A 26,811-nucleotide genomic window follows, 5' to 3' on the forward strand; every position below is an offset into this window, starting at 1 on the left:
GCGTTCAATCTGAGCCATGATCAAACTCTTCAATTTAAGTTTGGTTGCTTCGAAAAGCGGCTCAATGAATTGCTGAATTAACTGCTGCAACTAAAAGTTGCTTTGGTCACTTCATCAGACATTGATATCAAAAATTGTTTTTGATGCTCGATGCTGTGAGTGCCCACACAGATTGCTTGATTCAAATTGTTAAAGAGCGATGCAACAATGTGTTGCTGCGGGAGTGGAATTCTACTCAACCGCCTTCTCGAGTCAAGCCTTATTTGCAAAGGCTTTTCGAGGTTATCAACTTGGCTTTCTGCGTTGCCGCTTGCCCTGTCGATGTGGCGCATTATAGAGATCCAGCTCACATTGACAAGGCTTTACCGCAATAAAATTGCAAAAAAGTGCAATTTCTTGGTTATTCATATCAACGCACAGCATTTATACAGACTTATCCACAACCAAGGGTGAGGTGAGGACGTTTTACACCGGATAAATGCCTTACAAGGGTACTGGCCTGGCACTCATCCACCATTGCCGCACTGTCGCGTCTAACGCGCAGCGCCCTCGACATCTTCTATATAAGAAGGCGTATGAGGCATATATAGAAGCACTTATCCCAATCCAGCCTCTTTGACCCAGCACGCTATCAGCTCGCCAGCGGGAAGATCCCGGCAGCCCGATACATCCTGCCCAGCCCAGAGCGGAGAGAAGCCACTGTCCCCCGCCTTCTCGGCGGCAGCACGCAGCGGTGCCAGTGCGCCACTGGCATAGGGGAAGTGAGGGGCAAGATCCGAGAGCGGGCCCAGCTCACGCATCAGACGGTTGACGATACCCCGCGCCGGGCGGCCACTGAACAGATTGGTCAGTGCCGTCTGCAGGCCTTGGGGTGAGTGAAGGGAGGCTCGATGCAACGCCGAGGTGGTCGCTTCATGGCAGCAGAGAAAGGCGGTGCCCATCTGCACGGCACTCGCCCCCAGCGTCAGCGCGTTGGCGATCCCCTTGCCATCGACGATACCGCCAGCGGCGATCACCGGCAGATCGGTCACCGCGAGGATTTGCGCCAGCAGGGTCAAGGAGCTCTGCTGCAAGGCGAGATCATCGGAGAGGAAATGACCGCGATGACCACCCGCCTCCAATCCCTGAGCGATGATGGCATCGGCACCGTGGTGAGCAAGCCATACGGCCTCCGCCACCGTGGTGGCACTGGCAAATACCTTGGCCCCCGCAGCCTTCACCTGGGCAAGCAGCTCGGGCGCGGGCAAACCGAAGTGGAAGCTGACCACCGCAGGTCTGAACTCAGCCACCATGGCAGCATGCTCCTCATTAAAGGGGGCTCGGCTTGGCGCCGTCGTGACCGCAGGGGGAAGTATGCCGAACTCGGCGTAGTAGGGGGCAAGCCGCAGCTGCCAGCGGGCCAGAGCAACGGGATCCGGTTCCCGTTGCCGATGACAGAAGAAGTTGATGTTAAATGGCCCAAGGCCGCTTTGGGTAAGTCGTCCCAGTTCGCTGCGCAGCTCCGCTGATGTGAGCATGGCGGCAGGCAAGGAGCCCAAGCCGCCCGCACGGGTCACGGCCAGCGCCAGCTCGCTACCCTGCACACCTGCCATCGGTGCCTGAATAATGGGATAACGCATCCCCAGCTCGGCAAACAGGCTCATCCGTTCACCCCGAGCAGCATTGCCCGCTCTTGCGGGCCAAATCGGTTGTTGCCATCCATCTGTCAGACTCCTTTCTGATAACCGTGGTTACACATCAGGCCCGCAAGGGGCCCGATGATGAGTGAAGACTTAACGCACGCTGCGCAGCAGGAAGTCCGGCTGACCACAGGAGCGACGCTCACGCTTTTGCATCTCGGCGGAGCAGGTGACCGCATCTGTCCCCTCTTTATTGACGCAGATGTAGATCTCCCGCAGGAAGCGGCCACCATCGGCGCAAGCCACCGTGATGTTGTCGGGAGCCAGCCACTGGTTGGCGCTCGCCAGATCGGCCTTGAGCTGGAAACTGGTTTTGCGCAGCGGCTCTTCCGGGGATTGATAAGCCGCCGGGATCTTCACCTTCTGGCGCAAATCGCTCGCCAGCTGATGGAAGGCCTGCTGGCTCAAGCCGGAGCAGGTGCCGTGCTTCTCCCACTCATGGCGATAGAGGAAACGGCTGGGGTAGAGGTCGGCAAACTCGCTCTCCATATCGGGATTGAGCCGTTCGCGGGTGCAGTTGCTGGGGTAACCGCGATCGTACTGGGGCCAAAGACCATGCAGCACAAAGCCCAGCTTGCGGGAACACTGGTCCCGATCCGCCGGTTTGACGGCGCAATGCTCGGGCGACCAGGAGAGCGCCATAGCGTAATAGTCAAACTCCCCCGCCTCCCCTTTAGCCAGCACGGCCGAGGAGAGCAACAAACTACCCGCCAACAGGGCAATCATCTTCTTCATCTTTATATGTCCACCTTACGCGACTCGGGATGACAGCCATGCTCCCATATTCTGGCGGCGGGAAACAGCCATGCTGAGACGCCGCGCGACAAGGGTCAGACCAGTCAGGGGTTTCACCAGAGGGCGAGCAGGGGTAAGCTGACCGACCGGTAGGCTCCTCGTCCACCACCAGATAATCCCTCTTGGCAACCACAGGATGTAACATGATCCGCAAGAATCCCTCCGGCCATCTGCCTGTCATCGACGAATCCGCCTATATCGACAAGACCGCCATCATCTGCGGCAAGGTGATCATCAAAGAGAATGTCTTTGTCGGCCCCTATGCGGTGATCCGTGCCGACGAGGTGGATGAGAGTGGAGATATGGAACCCATCGTCATCGGCGCCAACTCCAATATCCAGGATGGCGTGGTAATCCACTCCAAATCCGGCGCCGCCGTCACCATCGGCGAGTACACCTCCATCGCCCACCGCTCCATCGTCCACGGACCGTGCGAAGTGGGAAACCGGGTCTTTATCGGCTTCAACAGCGTGCTGTTCAACTGCCATATCGGTGACGGTGCCGTGGTGCGTCACAACTCGGTGATTGATGGCTGCGATCTGCCGCCGGAGTTCTACGTCCCCTCCACCACCCGTATCAACCAGCAGAGCGATCTGACCCATATCCCACGGGTCTCGGTGGATGCCGCCGAGTTCTCCGAGGACGTGGCCCACACCAATATCGATCTGGTCAAAGGGTACAAGGCGCTCTCCAACGAGTTCTGATCCCTTTCTTTATTAACAGAGAACAAAACGGGCGCCGAAGCGCCCGTTGCTGTTTCTATCTCTACTTATATATGTGCGGGTCAGGAGCACTTCTTCAGGCTGATATGCCAGTTGGCACCGGATTGCACCTGATGCTTGGCGGCGAAGCTGTCCATGTTCAGCGCCACCGACACCTGCAGCAGGCTGTTGAGGTAGACCAGCGGCTGACCTTCCGGCACGTCACCGAAGCTGCTGACGTAAGGGGCCTTGCCGTCATATTTGACCACATCCCCTTCGCGGATCTTGATGCAGGCGTTATCCCCCTTGTTGATCCCCGCCTTGGTCAGCAGGACATCATCGATATTGGTCCAGACGTTGCCGTACTGCACATCGAGGATCGGGATGGTGCCCTTGAGGGTGCCATCTTTCTCGGCGACCGCAGGCTGATAGGGGATCTTCACCACTTCGGCAGGCAGCAGCGGGCCAACCTGCTCATAGCTGATGGCGCCAGAGGCGAGCCGTGCGCCCGTATAGGCGTACACATCGCGGCCATGGAAGGTGTAGGACTTCTCGGAGCCCTTGAGGCGGTTGAGCTTCTCATCGATCTGGCGCACCGCCTCGATGCCGAAGTGCTCGGCCACCAGGGTCAAAGTGCCATTGTCCGGGGTCACGATGTAGTGGCCGCTCCTGGTCTTGAGCACTACTGACTTGCGCTCGGTGCCGACACCGGGATCAACCACGCTGACAAACACAGTCCCCTTGGGCCAATACTGCAGGGTCTGGTAGAGGCGGTAGGAGGCTTCCCAGATGTTGTAAGCCGGGATCTCGTGGGTCAGGTCATAGAGCGGCAGAGTGCGGTCCACCCCGAAGGCAACCCCCTTCATGGCCGACACGGCGCCATCTTTGAGGCCGAAATCGGTCTGGATCACCAGCGCTTCGTTGGCGGCGGCGATGCCGCTTGCCAGCATGAGAGCGAGCGCGATGGCACGGGGAGCGGTACGAATATCCATATCTGAACTCCTGAAACGGTGGCAATGAGTGGTTAAGAACCTTCATTTGGCCATCCAGACTGCCACAACAGGAATTTATTGCAAGGTGTTAACACCAAAGTGAGCCGCCACTCGCAAAACAGAGGGGCTATGGCAGAAATTGTGCTCGCCAAAGCCGGTTGATGGCGTTATCAAAAGAGGGTTGTCACACTCGCCCTCGACAGGAGTCCCGCACCATGAATCCCGCCCCCGACACCACACTGTTACTGGAGATTGGCGAGCAGCGCAGTCAGGTCTGGCTTGGCCACGCCGATGCTCCCCTCGCCAACTGGACGCTCGCCTTCGGCACCCGCGCCATCCAGCCCGGGCCATTTCGCCACGCGCCGCCCACCCCGCTCGAACTGGAGCGCGCCATCATGGTGGTGGAAGATGAGCTGATGCGCATCGCCCCGCAGATCCCGCCCGGCTTGCAGCTGACCCTGCGCAGCCAGCCATCACTGGCCGAAGCGCTGGGGGACAACCAGCTCGACCGGGATCTGGTGGAGCAAGCCTTTGGCCAGCTGGCCGCCATGGCGGAAGGGGATCCCCTCGCAGCCAGCTTGCTGCCACGCGACGAGCACTTTGCCGCCGTGCTGCTGATCGTCAGGGAGTGGCTGCACCATCTGGCCAGCGAGAGCGTGCTGATCGTGGAGTAGTGTCATGGCTGATGCCCCTTGCACTGCCGACTCGCGGTAAAACAGAAGCGCGGCGACGAGGTCCTGCGCCACCGCCATGCGCAGCATGCAAAACCGGGAGCTATGCGCCCTTGCTCATCATCGCCTTCTGCCGCGCCCCCAGCTTCTGTTACCATCGCGGCCACGATCACTCATTGCATCGCGGCCGCTGGCCACGATAACCCCGACTGGTGCCCCTATGTCCACAGCCTCCTTTGCCGAACTGGCCCTCTCCCCCCGTCTGCAGCAGACCCTGACCGAGCTCGGCTATGCCGCCCCCACCCCCATTCAGGCTCGTGCCATCCCCGTCATTCTGGCAGGGCGGGATCTGATGGCGGGGGCCCAGACCGGCACCGGCAAAACCGCCGCCTTTGTGCTGCCGCTGCTGGAGCAGTTGCTGGCGCAGCCGCAAGCAGAATCCCCGCGCCCAATCCGTGCGCTGGTGCTGGTGCCGACCCGCGAGCTGGCGGTGCAGGTCGCCGAGAGCGTCGCGCACTACGGTCAGGGCACCGGTCTCACCAGCACGCTGGTCTACGGCGGGGTGAGCATCGCGGCGCAGGTCGAGGCGCTTCAAGCCGGGGTGGATCTGCTTATCGCCACCCCGGGCCGTCTGCTCGACCATCTGCGGCAGGGGGCATTGAGCCTTGATAGCCTGCGCCATCTGGTGTTTGACGAGGCCGATCGCATGCTCGACATGGGCTTTATGGACGAGATCAAGGCGCTGCTCAAACAGATCCCGGTGGATCGCCAAACCCTGCTCTTCTCCGCCACCTGCGACGACAACCTGTTTGCCCTCTGCAAGGTGCTGCTGCGCGACCCCGAGCTGATTGAAGTAGCGCCGCGCAACACCACGGCGGCCGAGGTGGAACAGCGGGTCTACACGGTGGACAGCGATCGCAAGCTGGCGCTGGTCGAACATATGCTGAAAGTGAAAGGGTGGGCACCGGCGCTGATCTTCAGCCGCACCCGTCAGGGGGCCGACAAACTGGCCCAGCAGCTTGGCAAGGCGGGCATCAATGCGCTGGCCTTCCACGGCGATCTGTCGCAAAGCGCGCGAGAAAAAGTGCTGCTGGAGTTTCGCGCCGGCACCTTGCAGGCGCTGGTTGCCACCGACGTGGCGGCCCGCGGCCTCGATATCAGCGATCTCAACTATGTGATTAACCTCGAATTCCCGTTTGTGGCCGAGGATTACGTCCACCGTATCGGTCGCACCGGTCGCGCCGGCAACAAGGGGCTCGCCATTACCCTGTTCAGCCCGGAAGATGCGCCCCTGCTGGAGAAGGTGGAAGCTGTGCTCGACACCCGTTTGCCCCAGCAGTGGTTCCCGGGCTTTGAGCCGGATCTCACCCGCTTCGAGCCCGAGCCGCGCCGCAACAGCAAGGCGGCCCAGAAGCAGCGCGCCAGAAAGCAGGCCCTCGCTGGCAACAAGGGTGGCAAGGGCAAGCGTTAAGCCTGCCCAGCGCCGCCAATAAAAAAACGCCCGCACGGGCGTTTTTTGTTATCTGACAGGAGCCTGCTCTTGGCGAGTGATCCCCTAGCGGGTCGCCAGCACCAGTGGCAGGGATCGCAAGATCTGCCGCTCCGCCAGGGTCGAGAGGATAAACATCACCATATAACCGAGGCCCAGCGCCACGATAATTGCCACCACGTTGGCGGTGAACTCGGCCACCAGATAGTAGGCGGCGACCAGCGCCACTATGCCCGCCAGCCGGATCAGCAAACTCTGGGTAAAGTGACCGTGAGCCTTGATATAGGCGAGCTGATAGCCGTTAAGCATCATAAAGATGAAGAAGATGGAGAAGTGGAACAGCACAGGCACCGCCCCCACGTAGTCGGCGGGGAAGAACAACAGCACCAGCGGCTTGCCCGCCAGCAACATCAAGCCAAAGAAGGCCAGACTGACGATGGCGGAGAGACGGAAGATCCAGCGGCGAATAAGCCTTATCTGGCGGTGATCGCCGTTGCGCAGATTGACCGCCAGCTCAGGCAGCACAAAGCGGTAGATAGGGAAGACAAACAGGGTGGTCATATAGGTGAAGATGGGGCGCACCACCACCTGAAAATCCCCCAGCTCGTCGATGCTGAAGTGGCGGATGGTGAGCAGCACAGTGATGTAAATCATCAGGATGCTGGCCCCCGCCTCCAGCGAGGCGGTAAAGCTCTTCTTCACATAGCTCACCATCTCGGGGCCGAGCGCCACCTTGGCGAGCGGCTTGGTGGCGATGGCCCGGCGGCGCGAAACATACATATAACCGGCGATAGCGAGCGACGAGAAGGTCAGCCCGTAGAAGAGCGAAGCGAGCGCATCCATCCCGAGCCCAAAGTAGCAGGCCATAAACAGCAGACCGTTGGCCAGCGGCTCCAGCCAGGTGACCTTGTTGGAAATGTCATACATGCGGTACATGGCCACCAGATTGGTGAAGTAGACCTTGAGCCCCAGCCCGAAGATGACCCCCACCAGTTGCAGATACTCCACCCGGATATGGAGCCCGTGCTTGATATAGGGGATCACCGCCCCCCAGGTGAGCAGCACGATGCCGATGAGGAAGTAGCGAAAGATATTGATGATGTCCCGATCGTTTTTGGTCTGGGAGTAACTCACCACCATGGAAGAGCGAAAACCTGTCATCAGGATAAAGGAGAGGGAGATCAAATCCACCACGCTGTTGAACAGCGCCAGCTCCCCCTTGGCGACCCACTGCGCCAGCCATACCTTGAAGGCGAAGCCGATAACGATGCTGACCAGCGAGGCCCACATCCCGGTGATAAAGGCCTGCTTGAGGCGCGCGAGAGAGGCGTATTGCATAACGAAAATGGATAACTTTCAGGGAAAAGAGAGAGGGCCATCTTATGAAAGCCCACCCGCCTTGAACAGCCTTAATCCCGCCAGCCCCCCAGGTCGCAACGACTCCTTCACTCACCTCTTCATCAACCCGAGCTCACAAAGCCAAAGACGCCGTTAAAAACAGCCGCAATTAATCGAATGCTCATTTGGTGTAATTGATGGATTTGGCATCCACCATTACCCCTCTTATAGTAGGGCCGAAGCGGCCTCAATCGCTCCCTCCCCACCATTCCGGACAGGAATCTTATGAAAAAACTCACTCTCGCCCAGCTCGCAGCACTCGTGACCGTGCTGCTGGCTATCGTCTGCTGGCAGCTGCCAGCCCCGGCCGGACTGGCACCGGCGGCCTACCACACCGCCATTCTGTTTATCGCCACCATTCTGGTCATCGTCACCAACATAGCGCCGACCGGCTATATCGCCATCCTCTCCCTCGGGCTCTACGCCGTGCTCCATGCCGGCGGCGAAGCGACCCCCAAGGCGGCCATCGAAGGGGCGCTGGTCGACTTCAACCACCCGCTGATCTGGCTTATCGTCATCGCCTTCATGATCGCCAGCGCCTTTGCCAAGACAGGCCTTGGCAAGCGGATCGCCCTGCTGCTGCTCAGCCGCTTTGGCCAGTCCACCCTGCGCTCCGCCTACTGTCTGGCGGTTGCCGACTTTATTCTGGCCCCCGCCACCCCGAGCAACACGGCCCGCGCCGCCATCGTCGCCCCCATTGCCGACTCGCTGGCCAAGACCATCAACAAGGATGACCGCAAGTTGGGGCAGTTCCTGCTCTCCAGCGTCAGCGCCATGAATGACGCCTCGGCGGTCGCCTTCAGCACCGGCTTTGCCGGCAATCTGGCGCTGGTCGGCATTGCCGCCAGCGTCGCCGGGCTGACGATCGGCTTTCGCGAATGGGCGCTCTATCTGCTGCCGCCCGCCATCGGTCTGCTGCTGATCATGCCGCTGGTGCTCTATCTGGTGATCCGCCCCGAGACCCGCGATACGCCGGATGCCCCCCGCTTCGCCCGCGAGGAGCTGGCCAAAATGGGCCCCCTCTCCCGCCATGAGAAGAGCCTGCTCGGGGTCTTTGTCGGTCTGGTGGTGCTCTGGGTTGGCGGCAGCAATCTGGGGCTGGATGCCACCACGGTCGCCTTTCTCGGTCTGGCCGCCCTGCTGCTGCTCGGCGTGCTGAACTGGAACGATGTGAAGGGCAACAGCGCCGCCTTCGATACCCTGATCTGGTTCAGCGTGCTGATGGGGATGGCCGACAACCTGAAACGGGTCGGCTTTACCGGCTGGCTGGGGGATGAACTCTCCGGTTTTATGCACAGCACCCTCGGCGGGCTCGGTACCATTCCCATGCTGCTGGTGGTGATGGGGCTTTACCTCTTTACCTCCTACGCCTTCGCCTCGGCCACCGCCAAGGTGGTGGCGCTGGCGCCGGTGATTGCCGGGGCCCTGCTGGCGGTCGGCGTACCTGCCGAGCTCGCCATCTTCAGCATCGCCGCCATCACCAACGTCGGCTGCAACCTCGCCACCTACTCCCACGCCCGCATCCCGCTGCTGATGGGGATGGGCTATCACACCAGCGCGGAGTGGATGCGCATCGGTCTGGTGATCGCCATCGTGGGCTTTGCCGTGGTGATGAGCATTGGCCTCACCTGGTGGCAGTGGCTGATCTGATAACAAAAAGGGCCCGTAACGGGCCCTTTTGCATTAGTGCGCAGTGCTGGCGTTTAAGCTGCGGCATTGTTAAAAACAGCGCGGGTCAGCTCTGGGGCGCCGCCTTGATCAGCGCCTCATAGTGATCAATCAGCTCGGGGCCGTGCAGCGGTGAGTCGTGACCGCCAATCACCGTCTTGATCGGCAGCTTCATCGCCTTGAGCCGCTCGATGGTCTGCGGATACTCCTTCACATTGGCAAAGCTCAGGTTGCCCAGCTTCTCCTTGAGGATGCAGTTGCCATAGAGCACCTGCTCGTCGGGGAAGTAGACAAAGATGCCGTCTGGCGTATGGGCCGGGCCCGCATAGAAGGCGCGCACCTTGCCATCTTGTAGCTTGAAGTCACCATCGTGCACCACGTTCGGCAGCACCAGCGGCAGATCCGGATACTCCGGCAGCCCCTTGCGGGTAAAGGCGACAATCTCGGCCCAGTCGCTCTTCATCAGATCCCGGGTCTGGCGCGTCGCCACCACCTTGGCCCCGATGGACTTCCAGTAGGCGTTACCGCCCGCCCGATCGGTGTGGTAGTTGGTGTTGATCACCTCCAGCACCGGCTTGCTGCTGACCCGTTTAATGAGCTTGTGCAGCTCGCGGGCGGTATCCGGCGTCCAGGTCGCCCCCACCACCGTCACCCCCTTGGCCCCGAAATAGACCATGGAGTTCTCTTTGACGTAGTAGTTGTCCTCCACCACATAGACAGGGCCGCTCACCTGTTTGAGTTCGATCCCCGCCGCCCGCACGCTGCCACCCCAGAAACTCGCCATCAGCACCACAGCCCCGGCCAACCCGTACTTCATCCAACCTTTCATCATCTTGCTCCCTCGAACCAACCGCCCCCTCGCCACCCCTGTGGCAAGCCGGGCCTTTTAAGCAGTGGGCAGAAGATACGGGGGATTTGTGAGGGGAAAATGAGGTTGTGTGAAGAGAAGGTGAAGTCAGGGGCGATTCAGAAAGTCAGGGGAAAGTACGGAGCAATCAGCAGCGAGTCACGACAAACATGGTGGTTGGCGGTACGGGGAGTGGTGAGAGGTAAATGGTCAAAGCATGCAATCAGCGCCTTGCTGTAGGGACGATTAGTGCAGCGTAATCGTCCGTTTACCGCGAGCCGAAAACACTGATATCTGCGGCCTCTCGACCACGATCCATTCACGATCGTCCGAATACGCTTCACTAACCAAGCATCCTAGGCTGGTAATACTCACATACGCGATTGCCAAACTCAATATATAAATGTCAATATTAGGGAAGCTTGAGCATCGTAACACATGTCTACATTAGCAAAATTACATTTTCGATTCCCCTAGGATTAACTATGACGATTACGGCCGCATGGGTTAGAACACTAAATAAATGCAAAGAATTAATAGTTGTATCTGATAGTAGATTGAATGGTGCTAAAAAGATGGATTGCGGTCAAAAAATACACACGCTTCCTCGTTCTGATGCATTTATATGCTTCGCTGGTGATACAGATTGGGCATATCCATTAATGCATCAAGTTATTTCTTCAATATCCACTTATGAAAAATCACGGTCAAGAGCACAGGATATTGTAGAATTGAAAACACATGTCTTGAAGGTTTTCGAGGGTTTGCGTGAGCAAATCCATGATGCAATAAAAGGAGAGGATATCCCATCAGCAGAGTTTCTATTTGGTGGGTACTCATGGATTAGAAAGAAATTTATGATTTGGCATATATCTTATAGTTCAGGAATGGACTGTTTTGAAGCTCATCCTGCCAAAGAATGGAAAGGTCAACCTTGGGTTTTTGCTGGTGATGAGGAACATGTGCTACGAGCACGACAAATGTTTTCAGAAAGATTAAATAGTAAAGGTGCCGGGCCTCACCAGGTGGAAAATTTCAAAATAGACTGGGAACCATTTGAAGTTATTAGAGATATGTTAGAGGAAGTAAGGAACGATGCTACAAAATATTCTTACAGCTCTATTGGTGGAGCACCGCAAATATTAAAGGTATACGAGCATCTATCATCAAGAATTATAGGGGTCAAATGGAGTAACAGAGGAGATGAAGAAGCATGCACCTATATATCAGGCCGAAAGGCTCTACCTTATGAGATGCCTGATGCATGGGTAATAAATCCCATAACCCTCATCACTAGCCACCCCAGATTTAGTGAAGCACCACCCGACATTGAACTACTTGAAGATGAAACGAAAACCTAAAAAACGAGTTTCATGATTGCAATAAAACAAAAACTTTAAAAAAGTCACATATTGGCGGATATATGAGTTTGATTACAAAGATAAATAAAGACTGAGATTGTTTTTAATTAAAAAACCACCTGCACATAGCAGGTGGTTTTTTATCATTTGTCTATTTAATTACAGCCACCAATCACCCCAATGGCGGCGTGCGTGGCGGCACCATACGCTTGCAGCCGGTGGATTCGAAGGCCGAGGCGAAGCGCAGCAGGTTGTTGTCGTCATAGGCACGACCGGCGAAGGTCAGCCCCACCGGCATACCGATATCGGCCATGATGCCCATGGGGACGGTAACGGTCGGCACGCCGAGGTGGCGAATGGCGAGGTTGCCGTTGGCAACCCAGATGCCGTTGCTCCAGGCGATATCGGCGGAGGCCGGATTCACATCCGCATCAGCCGGGGCGACGTCGGCGACGGTCGGGAACAGCACGGCGTCGAGCTTGAGCCCGTCCATCCAGTCTTCCAGATCCAGCTTGCGAGTCTTCTCCAGACCGCGCAGGCCGTCCGGCACTGTGGGGATCTCGTCAAAGCGCTTGATGCCGCGCTTGGCCATATTGACGTACTCGTCCATGCCCGCCGCCAGATCGCCCTCGCGGTTAGGCAGGGTACCCGGATCGTGGGGGAAGATCTTCGGCCCATCGACATCGGCCAGCTTGTTCAACTTGGGATCACCGTTGGCGCGCAGGAAGTCGTCAAACGCCCAGCCGGAGAGCTCCCACAGCTCGTCGTTGAGAAACTCCGGGCTCACGATGCCGCGATTGAACACGGTCGGCGCGCCGGGTCTGTCCCCTTCGCAGTTGGAGACCAGCGGGAAGTCCACTTCGATGACTTCTGCGCCAGCGGCTTCCAGCGCCTTGCGCGCATCTTCCCAGAGGGCGATCACGGTCTCGCGGGTATGGATGCGCTGACCGGTCGGGCCGCCGATACCGGGGTTTTCGCTGGTGCCGGCCAGTTCATCCTTGTTGATAAACATGCGCGGCACGCCGAGGCGCTTGCCCTTGAGGGCATCGGCCTTGGCAGCCAGATCCAGATAGGAAGCCGGACGCACCTCGGAGGCCTTGGGCAGTTGCACCCAGGGCTGCATGCGCCACAGATCGCCACGGGTGTCGGCATCGTCAGCCACCACCACATCCAGCACTTCCAGCAGATCGTTCATGGTGCGGGCATAGGGCACCACCACATCCATGGTCGGAGTCAGCGGCCAGTTGCCGCGCACCGAGATGACGCCACGGGACGGGGTGTAGGCACAGAGGCCGTTGTTGGAGGCCGGGCCACGGCCGCTCGACCAGGTCTCTTCGGCCAGACCGAAGGCGGAGAAGCTGGCGGCGGTGGCGGTACCGGCGCCGTTGGAGGAGCCGGAGGCAAACGGCGCGGTCAGGTAGTCGGCGTTGTAGGGGCTCTCGGCACGGCCATAGACGCCGCGCTGCATGCCGCCATTGGCCATCGGCGGCATATTGGTTTTGCCAAGGCAGATGGCACCGGCGGCGCGCAGGCGCTCAACGGTAAAGGCATCGCGCTGGGCCACCAGATCCTTGAAGGCCGGGCTGCCGGAGGCGGCGGTCAGCCCCTTGACCAGATAGCTGTCTTTGGCGGTGTAGGGGATGCCGTCGAGCGGGCTCAGGGTCTCGCCACGGGCGCGGCGGGCATCGGAAGCTTCGGCCTCTTTCAGCGCATCGGGATTGGCGACCACCACGGCGTTGAGTTTGGTGGCAGTCTCGGGGCCGTTGTAGGCCTCGATCCGGGCCAGATAGGCCTTGACCAGTTCGACCGCGGTGGTGCGGCCTGATTCGAGCGCGGCACGCAGCTCGGCAATGGAAACCTCGGTCACTTCGATCATTTTGATCTCCTGTAAAAGGGTGACTGTTTGTCATGATGATCGCCGCATCAGCGCCTGCGACCATCACACCATCAAGAGATAAAACCCCACGGCGTGGGGTTTTGAATACCAGCTGGAACCGGTTTACGACCCGTCGCGAGAGGCCGTCAGCAAGGTGAAGAGCAGCGCAGGAACCGGAGTGTATGTGAATACATGAGGATTCCGAGCAGCACATGAGCCTTGATCACGGCTTCGCAGCAGGATCGTCATCCGGTTCTTATTTGCCGGAAGGGATCTGCTGGGTAATGCAGTGAATATTGCCACCGCCCAGCAGGATCTCGCGGGCCGGCACGCCGACCACAGTATGATCCGGGAAGATCTCCTCCAGAATGCGCTGGGCTTCGCCATCGGTGGCGGCATCCAGCAGCGGATAGACGATGCGATCGTTGGTGATAAGGAAGTTCACATAGGAACCAGCCAGACGGCCTTCTGCCTCGCGCGGCACACCGCTGCCGCTCTCGACGCCAGCAGACTCCTCTTCAGTGCAGTAGAGCGGGCCCGGCTGGGGCAGCTTCCACACTTTCAGCTTGCGCCCCTTGGCATCGACCGCCGCTTCCAGCACCTTGAGGGCGGCCACGGAGCGGGCGTACTGGGGATCGTTCTGATCGTCAGTCCAGTGCAGGGCCACTTCACCCGGACGCACGAAGCAGCACATGTTGTCGATGTGGCCGTCGGTTTCGTCCATATAGACGCCTTCGTCCAGCCAGATAAAGCTGGTGACGCCCAGATAGTCGCGCAGGTGAGCTTCGAGCTGCTCTTTGGTCAGGTGCGGGTTGCGGTTTTCGTTGAGCAGGCACTCGGCGGTGGTCAGGCAGGTACCTTCGCCATCGACGTGGATGGAGCCCCCTTCCAGAATCAGCGGCGCATCGTAGCGAGCCATGCCGTGCTGGGCCAGCATCTGGGCTGCGACCTCTTCATCCTGATTCCACGGGTAGTAGAGACCACCCTTGTGACCGCCCCAGGCGTTGAAGCCCCAATCCACCCCACGGCACTCGCCGGCCGCGTTGGTAACGATGGTGGGGCCGGTATCGCGGGCCCAGCAGTCATCGCTGTTCATCTCGACCAGAGTGACGTGAGCGGGCATGATGGCGCGAGCCTGCTCCATAAACTCGGCTGGAACCCCCATAAAGACCGGGGTGGCGCCACCGATAGCATCGGCCACCTTGGCGAAGGTCTCTTGCGCGAAGCGACCGGCTACGCGCCAGTTGTCCGGGCGAAACGGCCAGATCATCCAGACGGCCTGCTGGTGCGCCCACTCGGCGGGCATGGTGAAGCCGTCGGCGGCCGGCGTGGAGTTAATGGTCTTGATGCTCATCGCAAGGCTCCTTGCATGGATTGAGGCCCCCGTTTACGCCCGATGCGGCGCGGGAACCCGGAAAAATAACAGTGGGTCGCAGATTAAGACGTTGCGCCCCCATCCATCAAATGAATAGGATGGATTGTCCCATAAACACGGCGAATAATCCCCCCCATGAAACTGCACCAGCTCGACCTAAATCTGCTGCTCGCTTTTGACGCCCTGATGACGCAAGGGAGCGTCACCCGCGCCGCCGAGGCGCTTTTTATCAGCCAGCCCGCCATGAGCCACTCCCTTAACCGGTTGCGCACCTTTCTCGGCGACCCGCTCCTGGTGCGCACCCCGCAGGGGATGCTGCCGACCCCGCGCGCCCAGCGGCTGCACCTCGGGGTGCAGCAGGCGCTGCGGCTGCTGGAGCAGCAGCTCACCGAGGAAGAAGAGTTCGAGCCGAGCCAGTCGAAGCGACGCTTCGTGCTCTGCACCACAGATTACGTGGAGTGTGTGCTGATCCCGCCGCTTATTCAGCGGCTCAGACGGCTGGCACCGGGGGTCACCATCGAGATCCGCATCCTGCGCGACACCCTGCCCGAAGCCGAACTGGCAAGCGGCGAGATCGATCTGGTGCTGGGCTTTGACGAGTACATGCAGGTGCCGGGGTATCTCGGCAAAGAGACCTGGCTCACCGAGCCGCTGGCCGGGCTGGTGCGCGCCGACCTGCCGATTGCCAAATCGGCCCCCGCCGGTGCCGAGGATGATCCCTCCCAGTGGATGGAGCGCATCACCTTGCAGCAGCTCATCGCCATGCCCCATGTGTTCCACTCGCCCCTTGGCACCTCGGAGGCGAGCCTCGACCGCTATCTGAAGAGTCAGGGCTTTAGCCGCACCATCTCGGTCAACAGCCAGAGCTATATGTCCGCCGCCGCCATCGTCAGCCAGAGCGATCACCTCTTGGTACTGCCCAGCATGGTGGCCGACCTGCTCGCCACCCACTGGCCGCTGAAAAGCCTGCCGCTGCCCGCAGACGTGCCGGATTACCACCTCAACTGCGTCTGGCACCCCGTGCATGCCCAGCAACCCGCACTGGTGTGGCTGAAAGATTTGATGAAAGAGCTGGTGGGGCCGAGGTAAGACCGCGGCGTCTGGCATACCCCATAGGCGCATACGCAACAACCGGCGCAGGTGTGGCTCAAGGATTTGATGAAGGAGCTTGTTGACCGACCATGATGCCCAAACCGAACCTCGATCAATTCCCTCTCCCTCTGGGAGAGGGTTAGGGTGAGAGCTGCTCCTGCTCCATCCCCTCATCCCCAGCCCTTCTCCCGCAAGGGGAGAAGGGAGCTGATCCAGTACAATCGGCAACATCACGGGTAACCAACTAGCAGGGCAATGCCCATCCACTCATCAGCTCATCAGCTCATCAGCTCATCAGCTCATCAGCTCATCAGCTCATCAGCTCATCATTACCAAACACAACGATAGCTCGGTTGGGGTCAACAAATCCTGACAGCACCTAGATCTGTTCCCTCTCCCTTTGGGAGAGGGCTAGGGTGAGGGGACGCAATATCCAACCGGTAAACACAAAGGAAGCTGGCTATATCTACAGGGCCAAACAGAACTGGAGCCCTTTATGGAAAGCAACCGCTTTGCCAAACGACTGAGACGAGATGCCACACAGGCAGAACAGAAACTGTGGCAACAGTTGCGCAATCGCCGTCTGGCGGGGCTGAAATTTCGCCGCCAAATGCCCATCGGCCCCTATGTGGTAGACTTCATCTGCCTTGAACAGGGATTGGTCATCGAAGTGGATGGTTCGCAACATGGAACACTAGCGAACCAGATGCATGATGAGGCTCGGACAGCCTATCTCAATCAGCAGGGATTTCGGGTGATCCGAGTGTGGAATAACGATGTACTGGGCAGGCTCAACTCCGTGCTGGATTTTATCCTGCTCTCATTACGCCAATCTGGTTGACCCCTTCCCCCTCAATTCAAAAAGCAAAGAAGGAGAAGGGGAAACCGAACTTACGCCCGCAGGGCCCGCATCAGCTGGGCGACTACGTCGTCGAGCAGGGGGCGATCGGGGCGGCACTGGGCGAAGGTGACCAGCCCTTGCAGGTTGATCAGCAGCAGGGCGGTGAGGGTGTGGATATTGCTATCCGGGGCCAGCTCACCCTTGGCCTGCGCCTGTGTCAGCAACTCGGCCAGATCCTGCTCCAGCTCGCCATAGATCCCCTTGACCCGCTGGGTCAGCTCCTCATCCTGCTCGCTCAGCTCCATCATGGTGCGGGTCACCAGACAGGTGCCGCAGAGCGCCTCGGTCACCACCTGATCGAGATAGGCAGCAAGACCGGCCAGCGGGCTCGGATTGTCGAGCAGGGAGCGGCGCAGGGCTCGCTTGCTCTCCACATAGTGATCGACAGCCGCCAGCAGCAGGCCGCGCTTGTTGCCAAAGGCACCGTAGATGCTGCCCGGGTGCAGGCCGGTAGCAGCCACCAGCTCCTGCATGGTGGTCTTGGCGTACCCCTTGGCGCGAAACGCCTCCATGGCATTTCGTAGCACCTCGTCACGATCAAACTCGGCAATGCGCATGGCTCCTCCCGTCGGAAATGGTTCGTTGCCACGGCACAAAAAGAGCCGCTGGCAACGCGCGCTGGAAAAGGTCGGCAAGTGTACCCCACTCGCAGGTCGGGGCCAACCATCTTGAACGTGCATTCAAAAAAGACTTGCATCGGAACAAAAAAACGTCTTGAATGCACGTTCAAGAATAACCCGTTCAGGACACACTATCATGAATACCCTGTTTCAGCCGTATCGCCTTAATGAGACTCTGACCCTGGCCAACCGCTTCATGATGGCCCCGCTCACCCGCTGCATGGCAGGCCCCGGTCTGGTGCCGACCGAGCAGATGGCTGCCTATTATGCTCGCCGTGCCGACATCGGCCTGATTGTCTCCGAAGCCGTCATCATCCGCCCCGATGCGCAGGGCTATCCCAATACCCCGGGCCTCTTCACCCAGGCTCAGATCGATGGCTGGAAGAAAGTCACCAGCGCCGTGCACGCCAAGGGCGGCAAGATCTTCGCCCAGCTGTGGCACGTAGGCCGCCTCTCCCACCCCTTCTTCCATCAGGCTGAAGTGCTGGCTCCCTCTGCCGTGGCGCACGAGGGCACTGTGCCCCGCATGCGCGAGCTGACCTATCAGGTGCCGCGCGCCCTGACCGAGGCCGAAATCGCCCAGCTGGTGCAGGATTACGCGACAGCCGCTGCCAACGCCATCGAGGCGGGCTTTGACGGGGTGGAGATCCACGGTGCCAACGGCTACCTGATCGACCAGTTCCTGCACCACTCCACCAACCTGCGCACTGACAACTACGGCGGCTGCCCGGAAAATATGAGCCGCTTCGCGCTGGAAGTGGTTGATGCCATCAGCGCCCGCATCGGCGGTGATCGGGTTGGTATTCGTCTCTCCCCGGGTGCCTATGTCCATCTGGCGGGCAGCCCGGAAGATCGCGCCGTGTTCGACTACCTGCTGGGCAAGCTCAACGATCGCCCGCTGGCCTATATCCACCTCGGCATCTTCGATGACAACCTCACCTTCGATTATCTGGGTGGCCGCGCCTCCGACTATCTGCGCGCCCACTACAAGGGCAATCTGGTCGGGGTGGGCAACTACGACGCCGAGCGCGCCGCTGCGGCCATCGAGGCCAACCGCTTCGATCTGGTGGCCATCGGCCGTCCGCTTATCGCCAACCCGGACTACCTCACCAAGGTGAAGAAGGGCGAAGCGCTGGTGCCCTACGCCGACACCATGCTGGCCGAGCTGGTCTAACCGCATCGGTATCGCCAGACGACAGGCAATAAAAAACGAGGGGAGCAGTTGCTCCCCTCGTGCTATTTGGCTGGCGTTATAACCCTGATTAGTTTGTTCCGCTAATCAGTTGGTTCTGGACTCAGTTTGTTCTAAACAGAGCCTCAATAGAGAGCCCCTGGCTCAGCAGGATCTCCCGCAGACGGCGCAGCCCCTCCACCTGGATCTGGCGTACCCGCTCGCGGGTCAGGCCAATCTCGGCCCCCACATCCTCGAGGGTGGCGGGCTCGTAACCCAGCAGACCGAAACGACGGGCTAGCACTTCCCGCTGCTTGGGATTGAGCTCCTCCAGCCAGTGCACGATGCTGCTACGCATATCATCTTCCTGTGACTCCAGCTCAGGCCCCATGCCGCGCTCGTCGGAGAGCACATCCAGCAGCGCCTTGTCGCGATCGCCGCCGATGGGGGTGTCCACCGAGGTGATCTTCTCGTTGAGCTTGAGCATGCGGTTCACATCATCCACCGAACGATCCAGCGCGAAGGCGATATCCTCGGCGGTCGGTTCATGATCGAGGCGGTGAGAGAGTTCGCGCGCAGTGCGCAGGTAAACGTTTAACTCTTTGACCACATGAATAGGCAGACGGATGGTACGGGTCTGGTTCATGATGGCCCGTTCGATGGTCTGGCGGATCCACCAGGTGGCATAGGTAGAGAAACGGAAGCCGCGCTCGGGGTCAAACTTCTCGACCGCACGGATAAGACCGAGGTTGCCCTCTTCGATAAGATCCAGCAGCACCAGGCCGCGGTTATTGTAACGACGGGCGATTTTCACCACCAGTCGCAGGTTGGACTCGATCATGCGCTTGCGGGCTGCTTTGTCACCTCGCAAGGCACGACGGGCGTAGTAGACTTCCTCTTCGGCAGTGAGCAGCGGGGAGAAACCTATCTCCCCCAGATAGAGTTGCGTGGCATCCATCACCTTGTTCAGCTCAGGTGCCAGCAACTCATCGGAGATACTCTCGTCCGCCTCGGCGGCTACCTCCTGCAACTCTTCTACCTCGTGAGATTCGGGTTCAGCGTCAAACTCTAACTCTGCATCCTGCATTACCAGTTGTTCTTGGCTCATGGTGTGTCTCCCTGACGTTACCAGAGTAAGACGGTCTCTCTGGGGTTAACGCTTTGGCAAATAGCTCATCGGATTGATCGACTTGCCTCTGTACCGGATCTCGAAATGCAATCGCACATCCGGCGCGTCCGTGCTACCCATGTTGGCAATGACCGATCCCCCCTTGACGCTGTCCCCTTCCTTCACCCGCAACTCGTCGTTGTGTGCGTAGGCGGAGAGATAGTCATCATCATGCTTGAGGATAATCAGCTTGCCATACCCCCTTAAAGCACTGCCAGCGTATACCACTTTACCGCTGCTGGCGGCGTAGACGGGTTGCCCCTTCTGGCCGGCTATGTCGATCCCCTTGTTACCCTGTTCTGCAACAGAGAACCCCTCGACAATCCGACCTTTTGCGGGCCAGTGCCAAGCAAGTCTCGACTGGGAGTTGTTTATTTTTTGTTCTTTGACCTGAGCGTATTCCTTCGGTGCTGCCGGAGCAACGGATTTCTGAGAGATGAACGGCGTGGTCTGACCAGATCCACTCGGCTCGGCCAACGGACGCGGACCGCTGCTCGGACGGCTCACGGCCACCGGCGTCACGGTTGCCGGACGAGTCGCAGCCACCATCTGGGTCGAACCGCCGCCTGCGGTCTGGACATTGAGCACCTGACCCGGTTGCAGCGCATAGGGGGCGCTCAGGTTGTTGCTCTGGGCCAGCGCCTGCGGCGTCATGCCAAACTGGCGGCCGATGCTGCTCAGGGTATCGCCGCGGCGCACCTCATAGGTACCGGCACTGCGGCTGCTGCCAACACTGGCGCTGGAACCATCGAGTCGCAGTCGCTGCCCCGGATAGATGTTGTAGGGCGGGCTGATGTTGTTGAGGCTGGCCAGCGACGGCACATCATTACCGGAGTTAAAAGCGATGGAGTAGAGAGTATCCCCCTTCTTCACCACATAGCTGCCGCCCTGAATAGGGGCGCTGACCTGGGCACCACTATGGCGAGCCGGAATGGTCGAGACGAACTGATCATCACCGACCCCATCCACCGGAGCTGCAGTTTTACTGGAGGAGCAGGCAAGCAGCAGCCAGGACAACACCACGACACTGCTTCCCTGCCAAATACGCGAACGCATAATGGATCCTTAACGACTAAACCAGAAATAGGCCACCACGGCCAGACCAATACAGAGCCAACCGAGCACATCTACATAGTGCATCAGTTTGCGTTCCATCTTCTCGCCCCCCCAACGCATCAGGCCAGCAACCAGGAAAAAGCGCATGCCACGACCGATGAGGGAGGTGATGATGAAAGGCAACAGAGCCATTTGCAACAACCCAGCCGTCACGGTAAACACCTTGTAGGGGATCGGGGTGAAGCTGGCAATGAAAATGACCCAGATCCCCCACTGCTCAAACCAGTGGCGGGCGATCTCGATCTTTCCCTGATAGCCAACAGACTCCACCAGTGGCAGCACCACCGGATCCCACAAGGCGTAGCCAAGGGCATAGCCAAACAGCGCACCCAGCACCGAGAATACGGTAGCCAGCGTAGCGTAGTGCCACGCCTTGTGCGGCTTGGCGAGCGCCATCGGCGCCAGCATCACATCCACCGGGATCGGCCAGAATACCGATTCGATAAAGGCGGTGATGGAGAGATACCAGGGAGCATGCTTGTGGCGGGCCCACTGCATCACCAGTACATACAAACGGGAAAACAACTTCACTCAACATCTCCGTCAATCAGGGGAACAAAACGTACCGGCTCCAGAATTCGGCTGGTCAGCTGGGAGCCGGATCGTTCAATCAGCTGCAGGGTCTGCTGACTGTCACCGACAGGCAACACCAGTCGCCCCCCTTCGGCCAGTTGATCGGTCAGTGCCGTCGGGATCTCGCTCGCCGCGGCCGTCACCAGAATGGCGTCATAAGGCCCCTTGTTGGGCCACCCCAACCAGCCGTTGCCGTGCTTGGCCGAGACATTGTGCAGATCGAGCTGGCGCAGCCGGCGCCGGGCCTGGAACTGCAGCGACTTGATCCGCTCAACGGTATACACATGCTCCACCAGATGGGCGAGGATCGCCGTCTGGTAACCCGAGCCAGTGCCAATCTCCAGCACATGGGCCGGATTGTTTTGCATCAGTAACTCGGTCATTCGCGCCACCATATAAGGCTGCGAAATGGTCTGGCCGTGGCCAATGGGCAGGGCGGTGTTGTCCCACGCCTTGTGTGCCATGGCCTCGTCCACGAATAGCTGACGTGGCACTTTCGCGATGGTCGCCAGCACGCGAAAATCGCGAATATCCTGTGCAATGAGCTGATTTAACAGGCGCTGTACTATCACACCACCCTCATCCCTGCAGATCTAACCAAGCCCCCAGACCGGCGAGACTGTCATAGGCAGTCATGTCGATGGTCAGAGGGGTAATCGAGACATAGCCCTGCTCGATGGCGGCAAAATCGGTACCTTCACCGGCATCCTGCTGGCTGCCGGGAGGGCCAATCCAGTAGATGGGCTGGCCACGGGGATCCTCGGTATGGATCACCGACTCCGCCCGGTGGCGATTGCCAAGGCGGGTGGTCTTGATCCCCTTGATCTGTTCGAGGGGCAAGTCCGGCACGTTGACGTTGAGGATCTGATCGGCAGGCAGGGGGTGTTTCATCAGCCCCTTCACCAGCAGGGCCGCATAGTGGGCCGCCGTGGCGAAGTGGGTCTTGCCCACCAGCGAGATGGCGATGGAGGGGTAACCAAGATGGCGCCCCTCGGTGGCCGCGGCGACCGTCCCCGAATAGATGACATCATCTCCCAGGTTGGCGCCGTGATTGATGCCGGCCACTACCATGTCCGGCTCCGGGCGTACCAGCTCGTTGACTGCCAGATGCACGCAGTCGGTCGGCGTGCCTTTCACCGCATAGTAACCGCTTTGGGCAATGTGTGTGACCCGCAGTGGTACTTCCAGCGTCAGGGAGTGACTCGCACCGCTACGGTTGCGATCCGGCGCCACCACAATGACCTCGCCACAGGCGCGCAGCGCCTCGCTGAGGGCTCTAATGCCCTCGGCATGCACACCATCATCATTACTGACCAGAATTCGCATCGGTCTGATTCCTGAAACCATGATCGGCCTCTTCGGCCTGCATTAACTCGCGCACCACGCTGGTGGCAAACGCGCCCGCCGGCAGGAAGAAGGAGAGGGTCAGCGCCTCGCCGTCCAGCTGCCAGCTCATCTGCTCCGGCTTGAGTAGCAGGGGGCGCCTGTCCTGCTCCAGCCCGGCTTTCTCCAGCCCGTCACACCAATCGCTGTAAGGAGCCAGCACGCCCTGTTCGAACTCGGCAGCGGCACCCTGACTGGCCAGACGGCCACGGCCCCACTGGGGCGCGGTGAGCTGCACATCGCCGGAGGCGAGACGCGCTTCCAGCTCGGGGGTCACGCTCTCTTCGCTGAAGATGGAGTGGCTACCCTTGAGCATCACGCAATCACCGGCCAGCAGCTGATGGGCCAGCCCCTGTTCGATACGGGCGCTGACGATGGCGTTGAACAGCATGCTGCGGGCGGCAGAGAGGTAGAGGGAGCGCTTGTTGCGATCCTTGATCCGCTTGCCGGCAAACATCGCCTTGGCCGCTTCCAGGTTGTTGCCATCGCGGCCAAAACGCTGCTCACCATAATAATTGGGCACGCCCTGAGTGGCGATGGCCTGCAGGCGCGCTTCCAGCCCGTCGGCCTGTTCCAGACCGGTGAGACGCAGGGTGAAATGGTTGCCCTTGAGGTAGCCGACCCGTAATTTGCGGTTGTGACGCCTGGCTTGCAGGATCTGGATGCTGTCGCTCTCGATGACCGACAAGTCCGGCTCGGCCTTGCCCGGCAGGTGAATGCCAAACCACTGCTCGGTCACCGCGTGGCGATCCTTCAGGCCCGCCCAGGTCACCGCATTGCGGTTGACCCCGGCCGCATCGGCCAGCAGACCCGCTACCCAGGCGGTGTTTTCGCCGGTTTTGCGCACCCGGACGAAAATATGCTCCCCTTCCCCGCAGGGCTCGAAGCCGAGATCCTCATTGACCACGAAATCGGCGGCCTCGGCCTTGAGGATACCGCGGGCAGTGGGCACCCCGTGCAGATAGGCAAGTTGTTCCAGCATTATTGTTTCACCAGTAGGACGACGGCTTCGGTGGCGATCCCTTCCTTGCGCCCCGTAAACCCAAGCTGTTCGGTGGTGGTCGCCTTGACGTTCACCCGGTTCAAATCACATTGCAGGTCGGCGGCCAGCACGGCGCACATGGCGTCGATATGGGGGGCCATTTTGGGCGCTTGGGCGATGATGGTCACATCCAGGTTGCCGATGGCATACCCCGCCTTCTGTACCCGGGCAAACACATCCCGCAGCAGGATGCGGCTGTCGATCCCCTTGAACTCGGCAGCGGTATCGGGGAAGTGGCGACCGATGTCACCGGCACCAATGGCGCCCAACAGGGCATCGCTCACTGCGTGCAGCACCACATCGCCGTCGGAGTGGGCAATCAGCCCCTGCTCGTAGGGAACCGGCACGCCACCCAGCATGCAGGGGCCAACCCCGCCAAACTTGTGTACATCAAAACCATGACCAATGCGCATCATAAGAGACGACCTCCCGACATGCTGAAACCAACCCCATCAATTTTGTGTACGTCCACACCATGTCCAATCCGGATCATGCTAACTCCTTGTTCGGCCTGTTTGTTAGAGACACTCTGCTCTGAACGGTCTGTTCTGACTGAGGGGCTTATGCCTGCTGGCTTAAAAACAGCCCCGCCAGCGACAAGTCTTCTGGCCGGGTCACTTTGATATTGTCGGCGCGCCCTTCCACCATGCGCACCGCAAATCCTGCCCGCTCCATGGCGGAGGCCTCGTCGGTGATGGTGGCACCCAGCAGCAGTCCCTCCTCCAGCGCCCGCTTCAGGGCACGGGTCGGGAACATCTGCGGCGTCAGGGCATGCCAGAGCTGCTCGCGCTCGACGGTGGCAATGATATTGCCCTCCCCATCGGAGCGCTTCATGGTATCGCGTACCCGACTGCCGAGAATGGCGCCGCCACAGCCCATGGCCGCGACAATCAGCGCATCGAGATCGCCGTGAGTCAGGCAGGGGCGGGCCGCATCGTGCACCAGCACCCACTCTCCCTGCGCCACATGAAGGCCATTGAGGACGGAAAAGGCGCGCTCGGCGCCTCCCTCAACCCGCACAATACGCGGGTTGGCCGCCACGGGCAGAGCCTCGAACCAGTGGTCATGGGGCGCCAGCGCCACGATCACCTGGGCGATGGCCGGGTGGGAGAGCAGCCGCTCCAGGGTATGTTCGAGAATGGTTTTACCCGCCAGTTGCAGGTACTGCTTGGGGCAATCGGCCCCCATCCGGCTGCCGATACCGGCGGCAGGGACGATCGCCGTCAGGCCGGATACCCGGCTGGCATCAGTCATCGTAGGGCTCATCGTCCGGCGCTGTCTCTTTGTCTTTCTCTTTGGGGATGATCCGGTAGAAGGTCTCCCCCTGCTTGATGTAACCCAGATCGTTGCGCGACAACTCCTCGATGGCCTCGAGGCCAGAGGTGAGATCATCTATCTCGCGGTAAATGAGGTCGTTACGATCCTTGAGAGTCTGGTTATCCCGCTGTTGCTGCGAGATGGCCTCCGACAGGTTCTGATAATCGGATAGCCCGTTCTTCCCCAGCCAGAGGTCATATTGCAGTCCCCCCAGCAGGAGGATCAGGATCAGGGTGAATAGCCGCATGCACTAGGTCTCCTTCAGGCGGCCTAGTGTCCCATATTCGGTGCCAAGACAAAAGAAAGCGAGCACCCGGGAGCCACCGGCCGAACATAAAAAAGTGCCCAAGAGTGAATCAGATAGCACAAAGCCCCGCCAAACCGGTGCAAGGATGGCCAACCAGGGCACTCCTTGTCCGGGGGCGGGGCTCTCAATCAGAAAGCGGTAAGGGGGATCAGTTCACCGCGACCGGCTCTCCCGCGCTCTCGGCCGGAGTGTTGTACTCCTCCTCGGCATCGCGGAAACGCTCTAGCATCGCTTTTGAGGGCGCTTCGCCCATCAGGCTGCCCACCACGATGGCCAGCAGTGCGAACAGGAAGCCCGGGATGATCTCATACAGCCCAAGCCAGCCGAACTGCTTCCAGACGATGACGGTGATGGCACCGACCAGCATGCCCGCCAGCGCGCCGTTGCGGGTCATTCGCGGCCACAGCACCGATAGCAGCACAACGGGGCCGAAGGCGGCACCGAAACCGGCCCAGGCGTAGCTCACCAGCCCCAGCACCCGGTTTTCCGGATTCATGGCGACGGCGATGGCAATCACCGCGATCAGCAGCACCATCAGGCGACCCACCCACACCAGCTCACGCTGGGAGGCGTTCTTGCGCAGGAAGGGCTTGTAGAGATCCTCGGTGATGGCGCTGGAGCAGACCAGTAATTGACAACTTAGAGTGCTCATCACCGCCGCCAGGATGGCGGAGAGCAGCACCCCGGCGATCCAGGGGTTGAACAGGATTTTGGAGAGCTCAATAAAGACCCGCTCCGGGTTGCCGGTCACTCCAGCCGCCACTTCCGGGAAGCGGGCAAAGTAGGCCAGGCCGAAGAAGCCGATGGCCACCGCACCAGCGAGGCAGAACACCATCCAGGTCATGCTGATACGGCGGGCATTGGCCATGGAGTGGTGGGAATCCGCCGCCATGAAACGGGCCAGAATGTGGGGCTGACCGAAGTAACCAAGGCCCCAGGCCATCAGCGAGACAATGGCGATCACATCCAGATTCTTGAACATGTCGAGGTTGGTAGCGCTCTTGGCGGCCACCTCGATCATGGCGCTGTCCACCCCGCCGACGGCGATGATGACGAAGACCGGGGTCAGGATCAGGGCGAAGATCATCAGGGTCGCCTGCACCGTATCGGTCCAGCTCACCGCGAGGAAGCCGCCGAAGAAGGTGTAGGTAATGGTGGCGGCGGCACCGACCCAGAGGGCGGTGTTGTAATCCATGCCGAAGGTGCTCTCGAACAGACGGGCACCGGCCACCACGCCGGAGGCGCAATAGATGGTGAAGAAGAGCAGGA

General features: G+C 59.8%; 26 protein-coding genes. 8 read left to right on the plus strand and 18 right to left on the minus strand.

What is annotated here, in order from left to right; all coding sequences use genetic code 11:
• Positions 1-596: 596 nt before the first annotated feature.
• Together G5358_RS11175 and G5358_RS11180 are read right to left on the minus strand one after the other, a co-directional pair.
• Positions 597-1,643: an NAD(P)H-dependent flavin oxidoreductase gene (locus G5358_RS11175; protein ID WP_421324098.1), complete on the minus strand. Its 1,047-nt coding sequence runs from the start codon at positions 1,641-1,643 to the stop codon at positions 597-599.
• A 129-nt stretch (positions 1,644-1,772) separates the two neighbouring features.
• Positions 1,773-2,414 carry a ribonuclease T2 family protein gene (locus G5358_RS11180; protein ID WP_128815759.1) on the minus strand — a complete coding sequence of 214 codons (642 nt, stop codon included), beginning with the start codon at positions 2,412-2,414 and terminating at the stop codon, positions 1,773-1,775.
• Positions 2,415-2,617: 203 nt separating this feature from the next.
• Here G5358_RS11180 and G5358_RS11185 point away from each other — a divergent pair, with 203 nt between their 5' ends.
• A complete protein-coding gene (locus G5358_RS11185; protein WP_005335471.1) occupies positions 2,618-3,178 on the plus strand; it encodes a carbonate dehydratase in 561 nt (186 codons plus the stop codon).
• Between the two features lie 80 nt (positions 3,179-3,258).
• On the opposite strand, the gene G5358_RS11190 is transcribed toward G5358_RS11185, so the two are convergent.
• Positions 3,259-4,167 carry an SAM hydrolase/SAM-dependent halogenase family protein gene (locus G5358_RS11190; RefSeq protein WP_021229492.1) on the minus strand — a complete coding sequence of 303 codons (909 nt, stop codon included), beginning with the start codon at positions 4,165-4,167 and terminating at the stop codon, positions 3,259-3,261.
• Positions 4,168-4,382: 215 nt separating this feature from the next.
• On the opposite strand from G5358_RS11190, the gene G5358_RS11195 reads away from it, so the two are divergent.
• Both G5358_RS11195 and G5358_RS11200 read left to right on the plus strand, forming a co-directional pair.
• On the plus strand, positions 4,383-4,841 hold the full coding sequence (locus tag G5358_RS11195; RefSeq protein WP_421324099.1) for a hypothetical protein: 459 nt from the start codon (positions 4,383-4,385) through the stop codon (positions 4,839-4,841).
• Between the two features lie 217 nt (positions 4,842-5,058).
• The gene (locus G5358_RS11200; protein ID WP_421258273.1) at positions 5,059-6,309 is read left to right on the plus strand and encodes a DEAD/DEAH box helicase; all 1,251 of its coding nucleotides are present in this window, start codon (positions 5,059-5,061) and stop codon (positions 6,307-6,309) included.
• Positions 6,310-6,393: 84 nt separating this feature from the next.
• Here the strand turns inward: G5358_RS11200 and G5358_RS11205 are convergent, their stop codons facing one another.
• The gene (locus tag G5358_RS11205) at positions 6,394-7,665 is read right to left on the minus strand and encodes a hypothetical protein (protein WP_421258274.1); all 1,272 of its coding nucleotides are present in this window, start codon (positions 7,663-7,665) and stop codon (positions 6,394-6,396) included.
• Positions 7,666-7,950: 285 nt separating this feature from the next.
• On the opposite strand from G5358_RS11205, the gene G5358_RS11210 reads away from it, so the two are divergent.
• Positions 7,951-9,375: a DASS family sodium-coupled anion symporter gene (locus G5358_RS11210; RefSeq protein WP_421324100.1), complete on the plus strand. Its 1,425-nt coding sequence runs from the start codon at positions 7,951-7,953 to the stop codon at positions 9,373-9,375.
• Positions 9,376-9,460: 85 nt separating this feature from the next.
• Here G5358_RS11210 and G5358_RS11215 read toward each other — a convergent pair whose 3' ends face one another.
• Positions 9,461-10,225, minus strand: a complete 765-nt coding sequence (locus tag G5358_RS11215) for a CphA family subclass B2 metallo-beta-lactamase (RefSeq protein ID WP_319919622.1) — start codon at positions 10,223-10,225, stop codon at positions 9,461-9,463.
• A 500-nt stretch (positions 10,226-10,725) separates the two neighbouring features.
• On the opposite strand from G5358_RS11215, the gene G5358_RS11220 reads away from it, so the two are divergent.
• On the plus strand, positions 10,726-11,601 hold the full coding sequence (locus G5358_RS11220; RefSeq protein WP_421324101.1) for a hypothetical protein: 876 nt from the start codon (positions 10,726-10,728) through the stop codon (positions 11,599-11,601).
• Positions 11,602-11,773: 172 nt separating this feature from the next.
• Here the strand turns inward: G5358_RS11220 and G5358_RS11225 are convergent, their stop codons facing one another.
• Together G5358_RS11225 and aguA are read right to left on the minus strand one after the other, a co-directional pair.
• The gene (locus G5358_RS11225; RefSeq protein ID WP_421324102.1) at positions 11,774-13,477 is read right to left on the minus strand and encodes an amidase; all 1,704 of its coding nucleotides are present in this window, start codon (positions 13,475-13,477) and stop codon (positions 11,774-11,776) included.
• A 256-nt stretch (positions 13,478-13,733) separates the two neighbouring features.
• Positions 13,734-14,831 (minus strand): agmatine deiminase, encoded by a 1,098-nt coding sequence (gene aguA / locus G5358_RS11230; RefSeq protein ID WP_421324103.1) that lies wholly within the window; start codon positions 14,829-14,831, stop codon positions 13,734-13,736.
• A 156-nt stretch (positions 14,832-14,987) separates the two neighbouring features.
• Here aguA and G5358_RS11235 point away from each other — a divergent pair, with 156 nt between their 5' ends.
• Together G5358_RS11235 and G5358_RS11240 are read left to right on the plus strand one after the other, a co-directional pair.
• Positions 14,988-15,941 (plus strand): LysR family transcriptional regulator, encoded by a 954-nt coding sequence (locus tag G5358_RS11235; protein ID WP_421324104.1) that lies wholly within the window; start codon positions 14,988-14,990, stop codon positions 15,939-15,941.
• A 499-nt stretch (positions 15,942-16,440) separates the two neighbouring features.
• A complete protein-coding gene (locus G5358_RS11240; RefSeq protein ID WP_421324105.1) occupies positions 16,441-16,785 on the plus strand; it encodes an endonuclease domain-containing protein in 345 nt (114 codons plus the stop codon).
• A gap of 50 nt (positions 16,786-16,835) precedes the next feature.
• Here G5358_RS11240 and G5358_RS11245 read toward each other — a convergent pair whose 3' ends face one another.
• On the minus strand, positions 16,836-17,402 hold the full coding sequence (locus G5358_RS11245; RefSeq protein WP_421324106.1) for a TetR/AcrR family transcriptional regulator: 567 nt from the start codon (positions 17,400-17,402) through the stop codon (positions 16,836-16,838).
• 199 nt (positions 17,403-17,601) lie between these two features.
• Between G5358_RS11245 and G5358_RS11250 the strand changes: the two genes are divergently transcribed.
• Entirely contained in the window at positions 17,602-18,639 is a 1,038-nt protein-coding gene (locus tag G5358_RS11250) for an alkene reductase (RefSeq protein WP_203974954.1), read from the plus strand.
• A gap of 121 nt (positions 18,640-18,760) precedes the next feature.
• On the opposite strand, the gene rpoS is transcribed toward G5358_RS11250, so the two are convergent.
• The 10 genes from rpoS to putP all read right to left on the minus strand — a co-directional run.
• On the minus strand, positions 18,761-19,744 hold the full coding sequence (gene rpoS, locus G5358_RS11255; RefSeq protein WP_216979430.1) for an RNA polymerase sigma factor RpoS: 984 nt from the start codon (positions 19,742-19,744) through the stop codon (positions 18,761-18,763).
• Positions 19,745-19,789: 45 nt separating this feature from the next.
• Complete coding sequence (locus G5358_RS11260) at positions 19,790-20,860, minus strand: LysM peptidoglycan-binding domain-containing protein (protein ID WP_421324107.1); 1,071 nt, start codon at positions 20,858-20,860, stop codon at positions 19,790-19,792.
• Between the two features lie 9 nt (positions 20,861-20,869).
• Complete coding sequence (locus G5358_RS11265) at positions 20,870-21,451, minus strand: YqaA family protein (protein WP_216979432.1); 582 nt, start codon at positions 21,449-21,451, stop codon at positions 20,870-20,872.
• Complete coding sequence (locus G5358_RS11270; protein ID WP_005335507.1) at positions 21,448-22,065, minus strand: protein-L-isoaspartate(D-aspartate) O-methyltransferase; 618 nt, start codon at positions 22,063-22,065, stop codon at positions 21,448-21,450. Before G5358_RS11270 ends, G5358_RS11265 begins: the two co-directional genes overlap by 4 nt.
• 7 nt (positions 22,066-22,072) lie before the next feature.
• Positions 22,073-22,819 carry a 5'/3'-nucleotidase SurE gene (gene surE / locus G5358_RS11275; RefSeq protein WP_216979433.1) on the minus strand — a complete coding sequence of 249 codons (747 nt, stop codon included), beginning with the start codon at positions 22,817-22,819 and terminating at the stop codon, positions 22,073-22,075.
• Positions 22,800-23,858, minus strand: coding sequence for a tRNA pseudouridine(13) synthase TruD (truD, locus tag G5358_RS11280; RefSeq protein WP_216979434.1), 1,059 nt, complete (start codon positions 23,856-23,858; stop codon positions 22,800-22,802). Before truD ends, surE begins: the two co-directional genes overlap by 20 nt.
• The gene (gene ispF / locus G5358_RS11285; protein WP_216979435.1) at positions 23,858-24,334 is read right to left on the minus strand and encodes a 2-C-methyl-D-erythritol 2,4-cyclodiphosphate synthase; all 477 of its coding nucleotides are present in this window, start codon (positions 24,332-24,334) and stop codon (positions 23,858-23,860) included. Before ispF ends, truD begins: the two co-directional genes overlap by 1 nt.
• Before the next feature lie 145 nt (positions 24,335-24,479).
• Positions 24,480-25,172 (minus strand): 2-C-methyl-D-erythritol 4-phosphate cytidylyltransferase, encoded by a 693-nt coding sequence (ispD, locus tag G5358_RS11290; protein ID WP_421324108.1) that lies wholly within the window; start codon positions 25,170-25,172, stop codon positions 24,480-24,482.
• On the minus strand, positions 25,165-25,482 hold the full coding sequence (ftsB, locus tag G5358_RS11295) for a cell division protein FtsB (protein ID WP_005335520.1): 318 nt from the start codon (positions 25,480-25,482) through the stop codon (positions 25,165-25,167). Before ftsB ends, ispD begins: the two co-directional genes overlap by 8 nt.
• Positions 25,483-25,690: 208 nt before the next feature.
• Positions 25,691-26,811: sodium/proline symporter PutP (gene putP, locus G5358_RS11300; protein ID WP_421324109.1), on the minus strand; the 1,121-nt coding region annotated here is incomplete at its 5' end.

This window comes from Aeromonas sp. 604176, assembly GCF_049170755.1.
GTDB classification, from domain to species: Bacteria; Pseudomonadota; Gammaproteobacteria; order Enterobacterales; family Aeromonadaceae; genus Aeromonas; species Aeromonas veronii_A.

Bases quoted from the DNA above. Each gene is read 5' to 3' on its own strand.
- G5358_RS11175 (WP_421324098.1), bottom strand. From the start codon at position 1,643: ATGAGCCTGTTTGCCGAGCTGGGGATGCGTTATCCCATTATTCAGGCA.
- G5358_RS11180 (WP_128815759.1), bottom strand. From the start codon at position 2,414: ATGAAGAAGATGATTGCCCTGTTGGCGGGTAGTTTGTTGCTCTCCTCG.
- G5358_RS11185 (WP_005335471.1), top strand. From the start codon at position 2,618: ATGATCCGCAAGAATCCCTCCGGCCATCTGCCTGTCATCGACGAATCC.
- G5358_RS11190 (WP_021229492.1), bottom strand. From the start codon at position 4,167: ATGGATATTCGTACCGCTCCCCGTGCCATCGCGCTCGCTCTCATGCTG.
- G5358_RS11195 (WP_421324099.1), top strand. From the start codon at position 4,383: ATGAATCCCGCCCCCGACACCACACTGTTACTGGAGATTGGCGAGCAG.
- G5358_RS11200 (WP_421258273.1), top strand. From the start codon at position 5,059: ATGTCCACAGCCTCCTTTGCCGAACTGGCCCTCTCCCCCCGTCTGCAG.
- G5358_RS11205 (WP_421258274.1), bottom strand. From the start codon at position 7,665: ATGCAATACGCCTCTCTCGCGCGCCTCAAGCAGGCCTTTATCACCGGG.
- G5358_RS11210 (WP_421324100.1), top strand. From the start codon at position 7,951: ATGAAAAAACTCACTCTCGCCCAGCTCGCAGCACTCGTGACCGTGCTG.
- G5358_RS11215 (WP_319919622.1), bottom strand. From the start codon at position 10,225: ATGATGAAAGGTTGGATGAAGTACGGGTTGGCCGGGGCTGTGGTGCTG.
- G5358_RS11220 (WP_421324101.1), top strand. From the start codon at position 10,726: ATGACGATTACGGCCGCATGGGTTAGAACACTAAATAAATGCAAAGAA.
- G5358_RS11225 (WP_421324102.1), bottom strand. From the start codon at position 13,477: ATGATCGAAGTGACCGAGGTTTCCATTGCCGAGCTGCGTGCCGCGCTC.
- aguA (WP_421324103.1), bottom strand. From the start codon at position 14,831: ATGAGCATCAAGACCATTAACTCCACGCCGGCCGCCGACGGCTTCACC.
- G5358_RS11235 (WP_421324104.1), top strand. From the start codon at position 14,988: ATGAAACTGCACCAGCTCGACCTAAATCTGCTGCTCGCTTTTGACGCC.
- G5358_RS11240 (WP_421324105.1), top strand. From the start codon at position 16,441: ATGGAAAGCAACCGCTTTGCCAAACGACTGAGACGAGATGCCACACAG.
- G5358_RS11245 (WP_421324106.1), bottom strand. From the start codon at position 17,402: ATGCGCATTGCCGAGTTTGATCGTGACGAGGTGCTACGAAATGCCATG.
- G5358_RS11250 (WP_203974954.1), top strand. From the start codon at position 17,602: ATGAATACCCTGTTTCAGCCGTATCGCCTTAATGAGACTCTGACCCTG.
- rpoS (WP_216979430.1), bottom strand. From the start codon at position 19,744: ATGAGCCAAGAACAACTGGTAATGCAGGATGCAGAGTTAGAGTTTGAC.
- G5358_RS11260 (WP_421324107.1), bottom strand. From the start codon at position 20,860: ATGCGTTCGCGTATTTGGCAGGGAAGCAGTGTCGTGGTGTTGTCCTGG.
- surE (WP_216979433.1), bottom strand. From the start codon at position 22,819: ATGCGAATTCTGGTCAGTAATGATGATGGTGTGCATGCCGAGGGCATT.
- truD (WP_216979434.1), bottom strand. From the start codon at position 23,858: ATGCTGGAACAACTTGCCTATCTGCACGGGGTGCCCACTGCCCGCGGT.
- ispF (WP_216979435.1), bottom strand. From the start codon at position 24,334: ATGATGCGCATTGGTCATGGTTTTGATGTACACAAGTTTGGCGGGGTT.
- ispD (WP_421324108.1), bottom strand. From the start codon at position 25,172: ATGACTGATGCCAGCCGGGTATCCGGCCTGACGGCGATCGTCCCTGCC.
- ftsB (WP_005335520.1), bottom strand. From the start codon at position 25,482: ATGCGGCTATTCACCCTGATCCTGATCCTCCTGCTGGGGGGACTGCAA.